This window comes from Oscillibacter acetigenes, from assembly GCF_025567605.1.
GTDB classification, from domain to species: Bacteria; Bacillota; Clostridia; order Oscillospirales; family Oscillospiraceae; genus Oscillibacter; species Oscillibacter welbionis.
The window spans coordinates 297321-310155 of the sequence record NZ_JAOQKG010000001.1 but is presented as its reverse complement, the minus strand read 5'-3'; the positions used below and the strand labels follow the sequence as shown (position 1 = coordinate 310155).

Genomic DNA, 12835 nt, shown 5'->3' with positions numbered 1-12835 from the left:
GTGTAAATGAGAGAGCTGTACCCAAAGGCACAGCCTCTTGTCAGGGCTGAGGGTCAAACACGGTGGAAAACCCAGCCATATGGTAACGGTTGAGCATCTTGACATAGCGGTGGGCGGCGGCGCGGTCCATGTTATGCCGCACCACCTCAAACATGCCGTTGAAGTAGGCGGTGACGATGATGTGGATAAACTCCTCCGTCACCAGGCCGGACTTGACGCTCTCACAGCCGATGACCTCCATGTACTTGTAGGTGTACTCCACCTCGATGTCCACCAGCTCATCCAGGAAACAGGCAAAGCGGGTGCCGTGGGCCCCGTCCAGCAGCAGACGGAACACATCAAAGTGGTCGTAGATGTAGTCCAGCATTTCCTCCTGGTGGCGGGCGGTGTACTGTCCCATATCCGCACGCTGTTCCTCCTCGCTGAGCTGGTGAAAATCCTCCTGCACCCTGCGGAACATGGCCTTGAACTGATCCACCACCGGCTCCGCGATGGCCCGGAACAGCCCCTCCTTGTCTCCAAACCGAGTGTAGATAGAGCCGGTGCTGGTATCTGCCTCCTGAGCTATGGTGCGCAGAGAAGCGTCCAGAAACCCCTTGGACAAAAACTCCTCCTTGGCGCACTCCAGCACCCGGTCATAGACGCCCGATTTTTGCTTTGCCACTGTCATTCCTCCTATTCAAAACGGCGTTTTATAACGATGTTTTGAATATAACACTTTGAGTCTGAACTGTCAAGAGGGCCGTCAATCAAAAAACGACCCCTGCATGAAACAAAGGCCGTTTTCTTCTTTACTTTTTGTTTTTTGTTATTCGCATAAGTTGGGATATGCCTGCCGGAGCGCACGGAAGATCAACTCCGCCGAGCCGTCCGTACCCCACTGGGCTTTGTCCGTCATGCATAGCTCTCCACGCGAAATTTCGCTCAATCAAGGAAGTATAAGAGGATAACATCCCCCATTAAACACCCCTCTTGACAAAATTGACCCGCACCTTTATACTGCATTATAGTTCTGAATAGAACAATAATAGACCTGCTGCTTCATGATGCGGGGAAGGAGGGCGAAGATGGAATTCTGGGACCATCTTTTTCTGTTCAAGCGGCTTTATGATCAGACGATGGACCCCATCGCTCAGCGATGGGACCTCACCCGGATGGAGCTGGACATCCTGCTCTTCCTGGCCAACGCGCCGGCCTATGATACCGCCGCCGATATTGTGGAGCGGCGGAGACTTACCAAATCCCATGTGTCCGTCTCGATTCACTCCCTGATCCGCCGGGGGTGGTTGGAGCAGAGCTACCTCCCCGGAAATCGAAAGAGCGCCCACCTCCGCCTTCTGCCTGCCTCCTCGTCTGCCGTAGCCGACGGACAGGCCGCTCAGGCCGCGCTGCGCGCACAGCTTTCCCAGGGGATGACCACAGAGGAGCGGGCCGCCCTGGAATCCGCCTTCACCCGCATCGGCGAAAATCTGCGCCTTGCATTCAAAGGAGATGCCTAAGCAATGCTCTACACCTTTTTCATCTGCTTCGTGGCCGGGATCGGCGCCGGCCTGGGGACCGGCTTTGCGGGCATGAGCGCCGCGGCCGTCATTTCCCCCATGCTTATCACATTCCTGCATATACCCGCATACCAGGCGGTGGGCATCGCACTGGCCAGCGATGTGCTTGCCAGTGCGGTCAGCGCCTATATCTATTATAAAAACAAAAACCTGGACATCAAAAACGGCCTCGTGATGATGGCCACGGTCCTCTTGTTCACCTTGGTGGGGAGTTGGGTCGCCAGTCTTCTCCCCAACGCCACGCTGGGCGGCTTCTCTGTGTTCATGACCTTCCTTCTGGGCATCAAATTTCTCGTCCGGCCCGTGATGACCACCAAGGAGTCTATGGGGAATACCAGTCCCCGGAAGCGTGTTATCCAGTCCGTGATCTGCGGTACCCTCGTCGGCTTTATCTGCGGCTTTGTAGGCGCGGGCGGCGGCATGATGATGCTGCTCCTCCTCACCAGCGTCCTGGGCTATGAACTCAAGACTGCGGTGGGCACCAGCGTATTCATTATGACTTTCACCGCGCTCACCGGCGCGGTGAGCCACTTTGCCATTGGCGGTGCGCCGGATCTCTGGTGCCTGGTGTTCTGCGTACTCTCCACTCTGCTCTGGGCCCGAATAGCGGCCAAGTTTGCCAACAAGGCCAGCCCGACCGTCCTCAACCGGGCTACCGGCGCTATCCTTACGCTTCTCGGTATCGTCATGCTGGCCGTCAATTATTTGTAGTTACTGATTTCAGCATGAACATAATATGCGGTGTAAAGCGTATTCCTATAATAATTTATAAAAGTAGAGTAACGACAGCCTCAGTTTCGAGGCTGTCGTTATTGTCTGCGCTATTTTGTCAGCACAAGTCGGGATATACCTGCCAGAGCGCACGGAGAATCAGTTCCACCGAGCCGTCCGTGCCCCACTGGGAAACATTGAGGCACAGATCATAATTCTGCACGGCGCCCCATTTCTGCTCCGTATTGAAATTATAATAGGCACTCCGGGCCTTGTCCATGCTCCTGATTCGGTCACGAGCCTCCGCCTCCGATATACCGTCGCGTTTGACCACACGCTGAACGCGGAAGTCTATGCCGGCAGAAACAAAGACCCGGAACAGGCGGTCTTCATTTCGCAGGATGTAGTCCGCGCCGCGGCCCACAATGACGCAGCTCCCCTGGCCGGCGACATGAAGCACAGCCTCCCGCTGGGCCTTGGACGCCATACGCTCCACCGAAATATTGCAGTTCCCCAGCGCCAGATTCGGCCGCCCCACACAAAGAGAGTAAAGCAAGCTGTGCGGATGCTTTTCGTCCATGTCCTGGAGAAAGTCCAGCGCAAGCCCGCTCTCCTTTGCGGCTACGGCCAGCAGTTCTTTGTCATAGTAAGGGATCTCTAATTCCCGTGCGATTTTCTTTCCGATCTCACGGCCGCCGCTCCCAAACTGGCGCCCAATCGTGATCAGGATTTTCTCCATACGGCAGTTCCTCCAAAAGTCTGTTTCTGTACTTTTTAGCTCAGTATAAAAGAAACTGTCTTAAAAGTCAAGCATTGGACATTCAAGTACCAGTAAGCAGAAATCAAGGCAGAATACAGGCTACAAATTTGAACTACTGCGATCCGGCCTATGAGAGAGGTCTTGACAATCTGCTTGTTTCCATTTTATAATTAGTCTTGATTTAGACCAATTATAAGGAGACGGCCTATGGATCAACTACATCAGCTCAGTGCTCAATATAATGCCCTGTGGATCGAAACCAACCAACTCTATGAAACCTGGGCCCGGCAGCGGGGAATGTCCCTTTATGAACTGCTGGTAATCCTTTCGATTGTCGAGGCTGACGGCGCGGTACTCCAAAAAGACATCTGCCAGCGGTTTGCGATCCCCAAGCAGACCGTCAATGCGATTATCAAAACGCTGACAGACAAGGGATGGCTGGAACTCAAGGTTTCGGAGCAGGATCGCAGAAGCAGGAAACTTTCTCTGACTCCCAAGGGGAGTACACAGGCAGTGCAGATCGCCCAGGCGCTTCAGGAGCACGAGGCACAGGTTTGGCTCCGGCTGGGACTGGACCGGGCGGAACAGTTGATTGAGCACACCGCCCTCTATAACCGGCATTTCAGGGAGGTGAGCGGCTGACATGCACATTCGCAAAGAGTTTTTCCGGTTTGTCATCCCATCCATGCTGGCCTTTGCGCTGTCCGGCATCTATGCGATTGCCGATGGATTTTTTGTTGGAAACGCGATGGGGGACGACGCCCTGGCTGCGGTCAACATCGCCTATCCGCTGACGGCTTTTCTGCAGGCGGTAGGCACCGGCGTCGGCATGGGCGGCGCAATCGAGTACGCCATCAATGCCGGAAATCAAAATGAAAACCGCGGCAAGCAGTACATGGGTATGGCGATCCTCCTGCTGGGCGGCTTCAGCATCCTCTTTACCGCCCTGTTCCTGTTCGCCGGTCCTCAGATCCTGGGGCTGTTCGGCGCGTCCGGCGAGATACTGGAGTACAGCGGCGAGTACCTACGCTTTGTCAGCTATGGGGCGGTATTCCAGATCGCGGGGACCGGCCTGGTCCCGTTCATCCGCAACATGGGCGGGGCGGTCACCGCCATGGCGGCCATGGTGACAGGCTTTATCACGAACATCGTCCTGGATTACCTTTTCGTGTGGGTGCTGCCCTGGGGGATGATGGGGGCGGCCATCGCCACGGCAATCGGCCAGGCGATGACCTTTCTGGTCTGCCTTGTATTCTTTGTCCTCAAAAAGCATGCCCCCTCTTTTCGGTTTGACGGGGACGGCGGCTATCTCGCTTCCCGCATTCTGGGAGTAGGCCTTTCTCCCTTTGGCCTGACCTATTCGCCCAATATCACCCTGATCCTGCTCAATAAGAGCGCCGTGATTTTCGGCGGGAATCTCGCTGTGACCTGCTATGCGCCGATCAGTTATATTTCTGCTGTGGTCATGCTGCTGATGCAGGGCGTCAGCGACGGGAGTCAGCCGCTGATCAGTCTGGCCTACGGGGAGGGCAAGCATGATACCACAAAAGCTGTGCGCAATCTGGCGTATCGCTTTGCCTTTGGAGTAGCGGCCGTCTGCTCGGTTGTCCTTTTCCTGCTGCGGGGCAGCGCGGCCTATCTGTTCGGTGCCTCCGAGCAGGTGGCGGTGCTTGTGGCGCAGATCCTGCCGATCTTCATTATCGGCTTTGCCTTTGTCAGCGTATCCAGGGTGACCACCGCCTATTTCTATGCGACGGGGAAAAATCTCTGGGCCTACATTCTGATTTATGGGGAGCCGCTGACGCTCTGCGTCCTGCTCCTGATCCTCCCCAATGCCATGGGGAGTGTGAATGGGACTTGGATTTCTGTTCCCTTGTCCCAAATCATTGCCATGCTGCTCAGTTTGCTTCTAATCCATAAAAACAGAACGCTGGAACATCAGCTTCCCTCATGAGTAAAGTATCACTTGACAATTCTGATAGGTGGATGCTATCATAAAAACCGCTTGACATCGTGGTTGTATGATAATAATTCCAAGGGCTATATATTTTCCTGTTTCTGATTACAAACAGGAAAATATATAGCCTTTTTACATGGGGAGGCTGTTCTGCATTGATAAACACCAAAAATCTAATGGGGACAAAACCGATTTTGCCACTGTTGGTGAGCATGTCGGTGCCGTCTATTCTGTCCATGCTCATCCAATCTCTATACAATGTAGTAGACAGCATATTTGTGGCCTGGCTCAGCAATGATGCACTTACCGCGGTTTCTTTGGCTTATCCCCTGCAAAATCTTGTGTTGGCGGTCGCTGTTGGCTTTGGCGTAGGAATCAACGCCTATATCGCTCGCAACCTGGGGGAGGGAAACCAGTATAAGGTGGATCAGGCCGCTTCCATAGGGGTCATCTTCACCACTATCCATGCTGTCATTTTCATATTGGTTGGGCTTTTCGGCAGCGAGCCATTTTTACGCATGTTTACCGATGATCCAGAGATCCTGCAAATGAGTGTCAACTACACCCGCATTGTGATCTGCCTGTCCTTTGGTAGCCTGTATCATATATTTATCGAAAAACTGTTCCAAGCGGTTGGGAACATGGTCGTACCGATGATTTTGCAAGGCGTAGGGGCGATTGTAAACATCATCCTCGACCCGATTCTGATCTTCGGCATGTTCGGACTGCCCGCTATGGGAGTTATCGGCGCTGCTGTTGCTACGGTAACTGGACAGATGACAGCCTGTGGTTTGGCGGTGTTCTGTTTCCTTCGGACCCGAACGGGAATTCGTATTACCCGAAAAGATATGAAGATCAACGCCGGAATCGCCAGAAGGATTTACGCAGTGGGAGTCCCCTCCGGATTGATGACCGCGATGCCCAGTCTGCTGGTGAGTATCCTGAACGCACTGCTGGTAGGTCTCCACACATTGGCCGTGGCAGCATTTGGATTGTACTTCAAGCTGCAAACCTTTGTGTATATGCCCGCCAATGGTCTGATTCAGGGCACGAGGCCCATTGTGAGTTATAACTACGGAGCGGGCCAGGGACGGAGACTTCATCTTGTTATCCGATGGAGCCTCGCTTTGACCGCCATCATTATGGCATTGGGCACCCTGATCGCTTGGGGTTTCCCACGGCAGATTATGGGCCTTTTCGATGCGGATGAAGCCATGATAGCTGTCGGGGTGCCCATGCTGCGTATTACAAGCCTGGGCTTTATCGTCTCCACTCTGGGAACGGTAATGGCCGGCTGCTTTGAGGCTCTTGGGAAAGGACTGTATTCCTTGAGTATTTCTCTGCTTCGCCAGCTCCTTGTGATCCCGCCTCTGGCTATGGTATTTTCTTTGTCTTGGGGGCTGAATGGTGTGTGGGCGGCGTTTCCCGTAGCGGAGACGCTGGCGGCTCTGGTTGCAGTTTTGTTATACCGTAAAGTCATGCGGCAGACGGATCAGCAACTGCAAAATAGTGGGGTTGGTTGACTATAAAGGGGGCTAAATACTCTGGCAGCCGCAATCCCTGACAGCATCATATCTGGTGCTTCCGGTTCAAAATGTATTAAAGCCAGCCTGACTTGACGGAAAGAACTGCGGGCAGTTTTGTTCTTGGTGGTGTAGCAGCCCACAACCGGTCCATTTTCACAGACAGCCATATAGTCACTACGCAAAAAGTACCGAAGTCCGCCTGATTTTCAGGATGGATTCGGTACTTTATAGCGTCATGGCAATATCCGAAATAAATTTGCGGATCACTTCAAGCTGATACCCATTGCACTGTCCCAGAAGTTCGTCAATGTCCCCCCGTATCTGTTCGTCGTCCTGCATTTGATAATCCAGCACTACGACGCTCTCGATAGGAATCTGATATACCTCGCATACTTGGAGCAACTTGGGCAGGCTGATCGGCTGCTCCCCTCGCTCGATCAGTCCCCAGTAATCGCTGTTCTCACCCAAGGGCTCACAGAATTTTTCGCGGGTCAGCCCTTTCAGCTCTCTGATCTTGCGCAGCTTGCGGGCAATCCGTTTTGCCCGTTCATCCACTCTGTATTCCAAGGCGTCAAATCCTTCCCGCGTGTGTTTGTTTTATTTTATCGAAAAAGTTGCTTTTCATACAGTGCGATAAATATAGTGTTACCATTGACTTTTATATATATTTGCAGTTATACTTTCTTTGCAAGAAGTATTTTCCATGTGCGGCGGAATACAAAGGAGTGGGATCATGAGGCGGCTGAATGTCACCCACCCGCAAATCAATCTGGAGGATTTCATCTATTACTATCACATTGCGCACAAACGGAAAAACATCCGTGCGCTCAATCAGCTCTGCCATCTATATCCTGAACTGTCCGCTATGGCCTTTCAAAACGATTCCCTGTCAAAGCGGTATGACCCGTCAGAATACGATTACTACCGCTGGCACCCGATTACCATGGGAAGCGCCTATATGACGGAGAGGCGCATCATGGATATGGTGGCCTATCTGTTTTCTCGGGATAGAGCGCCCAAGGGATATAAACACAGGCTTCGCACAGCCGCCCTGTCCTACCGGCTGATGTTCAATTATGCTCTGGACCGCTATCAGAAGGACTATGACAGACAGGAACTGTGGACAAATTTTTTCTTGCGATTACCAGAGCTCCAACAGAGAATCGAGGATCGTCACATCCGTAGCCTGATGGAATTGGAATATCGGGCGGCGGAGTATTTTATGGATAACGATTGAGCCCGAAATAAGAGATAGAAAACCCCCGCAGATTCCTACCGAATCTGCGGGGGGTTTCATTTATTGAGAGGCGACTCAAACTTACAGCAGTTGTGGGGAACGGTATGGATGGAATTGCCCGGCCCCATTTTCCGGCGGAGTTGGCTGATGATATTGACCATCGCCAGGAGGGTGTTTTATCTGTGCTTTTGAGTGCCGCCTTTCAATATCCGGTCACGACGTAATCTTGGCCTCCTACTCATTCTATTTCTGAGGTCTCTTGAATAGTTGGATAGATCATCTGCCACGCCGGGAGAAAGTTCAGTTGGGCCAGTGCGTTACGGAAGGCCCTTGATAAGGGGTCCACAAATTCCCTTCGGCTGTGAAGCAACTCCACGATATAAAGCTCCCATGTGTAGTGGGGGCCCCGCTGCTTTTTCTGCAACAGATAATATGCCCTCTCTGCTCGGAACATCAGAAACTCCACGATTGAAATGTAGTTCTCGGAGGAATAGAGCTTTGCCATATGGAGCATCCCGGCGCTGTCATAACGCGTTACGGGAAAATCCAATTCCGCCTCGGCCAATGTAAAGTCAAATGCGGAGGCAGGGAACGCAATCACGGTGCTGAGCAGCACCCTTTGTGCCGCCAGGACCAATGACTTTTCTCGCTGCAAAAAGGCGATATATTCCTCCCATGTGAGGTCGGCCCAAAACCCGTCCACATCGCTTTCCTTTTTCCAGGTGAACAGAGCGTCCTCCACCCGGTAGGTTAAATAGGTCAGGTACCCATATATTGTTTCTTCATCATACAGCTTTGCGTACATGCCGGTGCGAAGGATTTGCTCTACCAACTCTTCATTTTGATCCCAGTTCATTGTTCCACCTGATCCGTCCATTTTTAGCCCCATTAGAAATTCAGGAAATCAAGCCCAGCGGCTTTTGACATTGCAATTACCTTGTTCGGGTCGGTCTGCAATTCCATCTCCGCCCCCAACGCGTTCATCAACAGGCCGAAGGTATCGTGCATCCCCATCTGATTCTGTATATTGTATGTGGCGGCGTACTCCGGGAAATGGGCCCAGATATAGTTCATCAATGCGGGGTAGTTGATTAGGCCGCCAACCCTTAACTCCTCGTACTGCCCCCATAGTTCAAACAAGGCGAGGCTGCTGGCCCGCTTGGAAAAGAACAGATACCCCAAGGTGTTGTCAATTCCTTCCCGTACATCCTCTTCGGTCTGCTCCGATTGCTTCAATACGGTTTCTGAGAAGTCGCAGTTCCAAATAGGATAGCAGACAGCGAGGACTTCCTCTCCTGTGCCTGTTTCGATCCAGAAGATGCCGTTCATCAGCGGCTTGTAGCGTGCAGTGCGGCCCCGCGGCGTGGCAAGGGGCGCTGGGTAAGGTCCAAAGTATTCCGGATGATACTCCATATTGTAAAAAGCAATATCACGAAGCGAGGTCTGTCCGTCTGCATAGATTCCATGCCGGACCTGATACCGGTAGATCTCATACTCAATGATTTTATGTCCCTGTCGCTCTTCCGCAAACGAATAGAGCAGCACACGGGAGTCCTCTTCAGGCATCCTCCCATATGCCATAGCCTCTTTTGATATGGCTGGCGAGGATTTTTCCACCACATAGTATTCATCTGCCAAAAACTTGCCGTTCTGCTTTCTGGCTGCGATATAGTAGACGCCAGGGCACTCCTGGCTTGCCCTTACGATTTCACCAACTGTGTCATCCAAACAGAACGGCAGCCTCTCCGGGGGCGATTCTTTTTCTCTATCCATGCGTTTCTCTCTTTTCCCGTGTGGCATTTTACTCAATTATAACACCAATAAAGTGCCATTGCATAAAAAAGCACACCATCCGCACCCTAATGTCACACCACAAAAGTGTACCATGGGGAAAATGGTGGTGGAGGAATCGTATATGGAGATGGACTTTATCAGAAACCGTATTACAGAATTACGGGTAAAAAAGGGAGTTTCCGAGTACCAGTTAAGCTATGATTTAGGACATAGCAAGAACTATATTCATAACATTGTCACCGGGTATTCCCAGCCATCTGTGAAAGAATTGCTCTATTTGATTGACACGCTCGGTATCACGCCCCGTTTGTTTTTCGATGAGGAAGCGGAATACCGAAATCCAATTTTGGTGCAGGAGATCATAGATGGCATCAAGTCGATGAACGATCAGGATTTAGAAGCTGTTTTGTTGATGGTCAGGCGCTTGAATGAGAAGAATTAACAGGTATGAAATTGTGTAATTAAGATATTATACCCGAGATACCGGGAATATTCAAGAGGCAGCATGTCAAATATAATAGAAATCACAAAGGGGTGGTTTCTATTATTACTTACGACCCGCTCTGGGAAACCATGCGTCGAAAGGGAATTACAACTTATTCTTTAATAAAGGACTATTCCTTCAGCAGGGGAACATTGGATTCTTTGAAGCAAAACCGAAATATTTCAACCGCAACGCTGAATGACCTTTGCAACATTCTTTCTTGCAGGGTCGAAGATGTTCTTCGTCACATTCCAGATAAAAAATAAACGGCGCTTTGAGGGCATTACCGCTCACACCAAAGCGCCGTTTTTATTTTGTATCTGCCTGCTGGCCTTGTCTTAGTCTGCTTTGTGCGTGGTCCATACCTACGGCTTTTGGGCTGTTATACACAGCCAGTTCCGATCCTCTCTCTGATGGATCTCGACTTGAATAAATCCCGCTGCCCAGAGCAACTCGAAGAGCCGTTCGCCGGTGTAGATGGTCATGCCGCCGATGATGTCACACCATTTTTCCTGTTTGGGGTCTTCTCCGTTTGACTCGTTACAGACAAGAAAACTTCCGCCGGGTTTCAGCACTCGGAACACCTGCTGAAAGGCCTCCTCCAAATTGGGCCAGAAGTAAATGGTTTCAAATGCCGTGACCTGCTCAAAGGAGTCATCTGCAAAAGGCAGTTCCTGCACATTCCCCTGGATTACCTGGCACCGTCCCTCTGCGATGGCTCGGCAATTTACAGCGCTCGCTTTTTTCACGCTGACGGAGGAGTAATCCAGACCCACGGCTGTGCCGTCTGGACACAGCTTCAGCAGGACGGCCAGATTGGCTCCGCCGCCGCAACCAAGGTCCAGTATGCTGGCTCCTGCTTTCAGTCTCAGGAAGCTCCGCCCCCAGCGGGCCACTGGAGCGTGTCCCCAGTTCATCATGGCGACCATCAGCCTCCCACCCAAGCCCTCCGGCTTTCGGGTGTTAGTAAAAAATCCGCCCACTGCTATCCCTCCTGAATAACCTGCTCATACCTTGTCTTGCTGGAGTAATTCCTCCATCAGTCTGTCCGTGATTGCGGGGGATGCGTGCTCTTCCCCCTCCAGTTTGATAATGCGGGCATGAGGAAGTTCTTTGGCAGTCTCCTCCATGGCACTGTAAGGCACCTCGGAATCGGCTGTTCCATGAAGCAATACAACCGGACACTGCACCTCAGACAGCTTAAATCCCCAAGGTGCTTCCTGGAGCTTGGCTTCCTGACCGATATTCCGGAGATCACTGCCCATAGAGTCCCGGAAATCCTGACTCTGCAAGGCCGCCTCGGGAAAGAGGGGAAGATAACTGTCATATAAAGCCTGCCCCACCTCTTGCCGTGACATACTGCGGAACGCATGATAGAGCGCCGCATCCTGAGCTGGATATTGCGCCAGAACATTTGGAAAGCAGACCGCAGGTATGCCGCTGTTGATATAGAGCGTGCCAATTCGGTCAGGATAGAGGGCCGCCAGACTATACGCATAAGGCGCGCCGGCGGAGATGCCCACGATGTCAAAGCTCTGGAGATCCAGGCAATCCCAAAATTCAGCCAGCAGCCGGCCCCAGTCGGCTACGCAGTCCATATCGAAGTAGTCAGAGGCTCCATAACCAGGACGGGCAAGAGCGATTACCCTCATGGGCAGTCTGCAAAGAGACTCCTCCATTCCCTCTGAACATATGCTTCCCACTAAGCCGTGAAACAAGAGTACCGGCCTGCCCGTTGATGTCCCATATTCCGCATAGGACAGGCTTGCACCATTGGGAAGCTGAAAAGAGCCTAAACGCATATCGTCCCTCCATTTCCCTAATTGTAAATTGGCGTTCCTATATGGTTTGTTACTGCTAACTGAAGTATAACACGCAAGCTGTGGAGCGTCAATCACATACCTTTCCTTTTTATCAGCTACAAATCTCTGCCTACACAAAAAACGCAGTTACCCATAGAGGATAACTGCATTTTTTCGGAAAAGGCCTCTCAGGTTATGGGAGGCAGCTCGAACTTATAGCCGCTGTGGGGTACCGTGCGGATGGGGTTGCCCGGGCCCATCTTCCGGCGGAGCTGGCTGATGATATTGACCACAGCTGCGCCGCAGTCCTCCGGGAACTCGTGCCATACAGCCTCATAGATCTGTTCCTGCGTGAAAATCCAGCCGGGGTGCCGGGCCAGGTAGGCCAGCGTGAAGAACTCCAGGTGCGTAAGGTGGAGGGGCTGGCCCCGCCACTTTGCCGTCTGCTTGCGCAGGTGCAGCTCCAGGCCGGGAAAGGTGAGGATATGCTTTGCGGCGGGCGGCTCCACGATTTCAATTCCAGGCTCTTCCGCCAGGAAGTCCTTGAGATTGTCCAGGAGTTGTTCCTCGCCATCTGTAATGGATAAAATCAGCAGCTTCCCCATGCGGGGACCACCTCTTCTTCTGATTTTTCACCGGTCATTCCGGCTCCACCGCCCCTTTCAGTAATTCAAAGGATCGCTGGCTGATGGTGTGCTCCATCCGGCAGGCCTCCCGTTCCGCGGTCTGGGGATCGACCCCGGCCGCGACAAGCTGGCGGGTGAAGAAACAGTGCTTTTCATAGGTCTGCTCGGCTACCTCCCGGCCCACATCCGTCAGGAATAAGAAAGAATTTTCGTCCATGGTGAGAAACCCACCCTCTTTCAAAGTAGAGACCGCATGACACACACTGGGTTTCGATACATCAAGGTGCCGGGCCACATCCACGGAGCGTACCATGCCCTTTTCCTTTTGGAGTACCAGCACGGCCTCCAGATAATCCTCGCCCGACGCATGGAGTTTCAT

General features: G+C 52.3%; 17 protein-coding genes. 8 read left to right on the top strand and 9 right to left on the bottom strand.

Translation table 11 applies throughout. The features are described 5' to 3' along the window. Positions 1-40: 40 nt before the first annotated feature. Complete coding sequence (locus OCV80_RS01635) at positions 41-670, bottom strand: TetR/AcrR family transcriptional regulator (RefSeq protein ID WP_353866949.1); 630 nt, start codon at positions 668-670, stop codon at positions 41-43. A 397-nt stretch (positions 671-1067) separates the two neighbouring features. On the opposite strand from OCV80_RS01635, the gene OCV80_RS01630 reads away from it, so the two are divergent. Together OCV80_RS01630 and OCV80_RS01625 are read left to right on the top strand one after the other, a co-directional pair. After that, complete coding sequence (locus tag OCV80_RS01630) at positions 1068-1499, top strand: MarR family winged helix-turn-helix transcriptional regulator (protein WP_267288153.1); 432 nt, start codon at positions 1068-1070, stop codon at positions 1497-1499. A 3-nt stretch (positions 1500-1502) separates the two neighbouring features. Continuing rightward, positions 1503-2270 carry a sulfite exporter TauE/SafE family protein gene (locus OCV80_RS01625; RefSeq protein WP_147570987.1) on the top strand — a complete coding sequence of 256 codons (768 nt, stop codon included), beginning with the start codon at positions 1503-1505 and terminating at the stop codon, positions 2268-2270. 118 nt (positions 2271-2388) lie between these two features. On the opposite strand, the gene OCV80_RS01620 is transcribed toward OCV80_RS01625, so the two are convergent. Continuing rightward, on the bottom strand, positions 2389-3009 hold the full coding sequence (locus OCV80_RS01620; RefSeq protein ID WP_147570986.1) for a cytidylate kinase-like family protein: 621 nt from the start codon (positions 3007-3009) through the stop codon (positions 2389-2391). A gap of 228 nt (positions 3010-3237) precedes the next feature. Between OCV80_RS01620 and OCV80_RS01615 the strand changes: the two genes are divergently transcribed. From OCV80_RS01615 to OCV80_RS01605, 3 genes are all read left to right on the top strand, one after another. Beyond that, entirely contained in the window at positions 3238-3672 is a 435-nt protein-coding gene (locus OCV80_RS01615) for a MarR family winged helix-turn-helix transcriptional regulator (protein WP_147570985.1), read from the top strand. A 1-nt stretch (position 3673) separates the two neighbouring features. Further along, positions 3674-4984 (top strand): MATE family efflux transporter, encoded by a 1311-nt coding sequence (locus OCV80_RS01610; protein ID WP_147570984.1) that lies wholly within the window; start codon positions 3674-3676, stop codon positions 4982-4984. Positions 4985-5142: 158 nt separating this feature from the next. After that, on the top strand, positions 5143-6510 hold the full coding sequence (locus tag OCV80_RS01605) for an MATE family efflux transporter (protein WP_147570983.1): 1368 nt from the start codon (positions 5143-5145) through the stop codon (positions 6508-6510). A gap of 228 nt (positions 6511-6738) precedes the next feature. On the opposite strand, the gene OCV80_RS01600 is transcribed toward OCV80_RS01605, so the two are convergent. Next, the gene (locus OCV80_RS01600) at positions 6739-7080 is read right to left on the bottom strand and encodes a helix-turn-helix domain-containing protein (RefSeq protein WP_147570982.1); all 342 of its coding nucleotides are present in this window, start codon (positions 7078-7080) and stop codon (positions 6739-6741) included. Between the two features lie 166 nt (positions 7081-7246). On the opposite strand from OCV80_RS01600, the gene OCV80_RS01595 reads away from it, so the two are divergent. Next, complete coding sequence (locus tag OCV80_RS01595; protein WP_147570981.1) at positions 7247-7750, top strand: hypothetical protein; 504 nt, start codon at positions 7247-7249, stop codon at positions 7748-7750. A gap of 238 nt (positions 7751-7988) precedes the next feature. Here the strand turns inward: OCV80_RS01595 and OCV80_RS01590 are convergent, their stop codons facing one another. Continuing rightward, positions 7989-8606, bottom strand: a complete 618-nt coding sequence (locus OCV80_RS01590; protein ID WP_147570980.1) for a hypothetical protein — start codon at positions 8604-8606, stop codon at positions 7989-7991. Between the two features lie 32 nt (positions 8607-8638). Next, positions 8639-9523, bottom strand: a complete 885-nt coding sequence (locus OCV80_RS01585; protein WP_267288152.1) for a hypothetical protein — start codon at positions 9521-9523, stop codon at positions 8639-8641. Positions 9524-9665: 142 nt separating this feature from the next. Here OCV80_RS01585 and OCV80_RS01580 point away from each other — a divergent pair, with 142 nt between their 5' ends. Continuing rightward, on the top strand, positions 9666-9986 hold the full coding sequence (locus tag OCV80_RS01580; RefSeq protein ID WP_024729810.1) for a helix-turn-helix domain-containing protein: 321 nt from the start codon (positions 9666-9668) through the stop codon (positions 9984-9986). Between the two features lie 131 nt (positions 9987-10117). After that, positions 10118-10294, top strand: coding sequence for a helix-turn-helix domain-containing protein (locus tag OCV80_RS01575; RefSeq protein WP_317258889.1), 177 nt, complete (start codon positions 10118-10120; stop codon positions 10292-10294). Positions 10295-10393: 99 nt separating this feature from the next. On the opposite strand, the gene OCV80_RS01570 is transcribed toward OCV80_RS01575, so the two are convergent. From OCV80_RS01570 to OCV80_RS01555, 4 genes are all read right to left on the bottom strand, one after another. Then, positions 10394-10957, bottom strand: coding sequence for a class I SAM-dependent methyltransferase (locus tag OCV80_RS01570; RefSeq protein ID WP_147571158.1), 564 nt, complete (start codon positions 10955-10957; stop codon positions 10394-10396). A 78-nt stretch (positions 10958-11035) separates the two neighbouring features. Then, positions 11036-11830 (bottom strand): alpha/beta fold hydrolase, encoded by a 795-nt coding sequence (locus tag OCV80_RS01565; RefSeq protein ID WP_147570978.1) that lies wholly within the window; start codon positions 11828-11830, stop codon positions 11036-11038. A gap of 188 nt (positions 11831-12018) precedes the next feature. Next, positions 12019-12435, bottom strand: a complete 417-nt coding sequence (locus OCV80_RS01560) for a winged helix-turn-helix domain-containing protein (RefSeq protein WP_147570977.1) — start codon at positions 12433-12435, stop codon at positions 12019-12021. A 34-nt stretch (positions 12436-12469) separates the two neighbouring features. Beyond that, the gene (locus OCV80_RS01555) at positions 12470-12835 is read right to left on the bottom strand and encodes a metal-dependent transcriptional regulator (RefSeq protein ID WP_147570976.1); all 366 of its coding nucleotides are present in this window, start codon (positions 12833-12835) and stop codon (positions 12470-12472) included.

Excerpts from the sequence above, each read along its gene's own strand:
- OCV80_RS01635 (WP_353866949.1), bottom strand. The coding sequence starts at position 670 with ATGACAGTGGCAAAGCAAAAATCGGGCGTCTATGACCGGGTGCTGGAG.
- OCV80_RS01630 (WP_267288153.1), top strand. The coding sequence starts at position 1,068 with ATGGAATTCTGGGACCATCTTTTTCTGTTCAAGCGGCTTTATGATCAG.
- OCV80_RS01625 (WP_147570987.1), top strand. The coding sequence starts at position 1,503 with ATGCTCTACACCTTTTTCATCTGCTTCGTGGCCGGGATCGGCGCCGGC.
- OCV80_RS01620 (WP_147570986.1), bottom strand. The coding sequence starts at position 3,009 with ATGGAGAAAATCCTGATCACGATTGGGCGCCAGTTTGGGAGCGGCGGC.
- OCV80_RS01615 (WP_147570985.1), top strand. The coding sequence starts at position 3,238 with ATGGATCAACTACATCAGCTCAGTGCTCAATATAATGCCCTGTGGATC.
- OCV80_RS01610 (WP_147570984.1), top strand. The coding sequence starts at position 3,674 with ATGCACATTCGCAAAGAGTTTTTCCGGTTTGTCATCCCATCCATGCTG.
- OCV80_RS01595 (WP_147570981.1), top strand. The coding sequence starts at position 7,247 with ATGAGGCGGCTGAATGTCACCCACCCGCAAATCAATCTGGAGGATTTC.
- OCV80_RS01590 (WP_147570980.1), bottom strand. The coding sequence starts at position 8,606 with ATGAACTGGGATCAAAATGAAGAGTTGGTAGAGCAAATCCTTCGCACC.
- OCV80_RS01585 (WP_267288152.1), bottom strand. The coding sequence starts at position 9,523 with ATGGATAGAGAAAAAGAATCGCCCCCGGAGAGGCTGCCGTTCTGTTTG.
- OCV80_RS01580 (WP_024729810.1), top strand. The coding sequence starts at position 9,666 with ATGGAGATGGACTTTATCAGAAACCGTATTACAGAATTACGGGTAAAA.
- OCV80_RS01575 (WP_317258889.1), top strand. The coding sequence starts at position 10,118 with ATGCGTCGAAAGGGAATTACAACTTATTCTTTAATAAAGGACTATTCC.
- OCV80_RS01570 (WP_147571158.1), bottom strand. The coding sequence starts at position 10,957 with ATGGTCGCCATGATGAACTGGGGACACGCTCCAGTGGCCCGCTGGGGG.
- OCV80_RS01565 (WP_147570978.1), bottom strand. The coding sequence starts at position 11,830 with ATGCGTTTAGGCTCTTTTCAGCTTCCCAATGGTGCAAGCCTGTCCTAT.
- OCV80_RS01560 (WP_147570977.1), bottom strand. The coding sequence starts at position 12,435 with ATGGGGAAGCTGCTGATTTTATCCATTACAGATGGCGAGGAACAACTC.
- OCV80_RS01555 (WP_147570976.1), bottom strand. The coding sequence starts at position 12,835 with ATGAAACTCCATGCGTCGGGCGAGGATTATCTGGAGGCCGTGCTGGTA.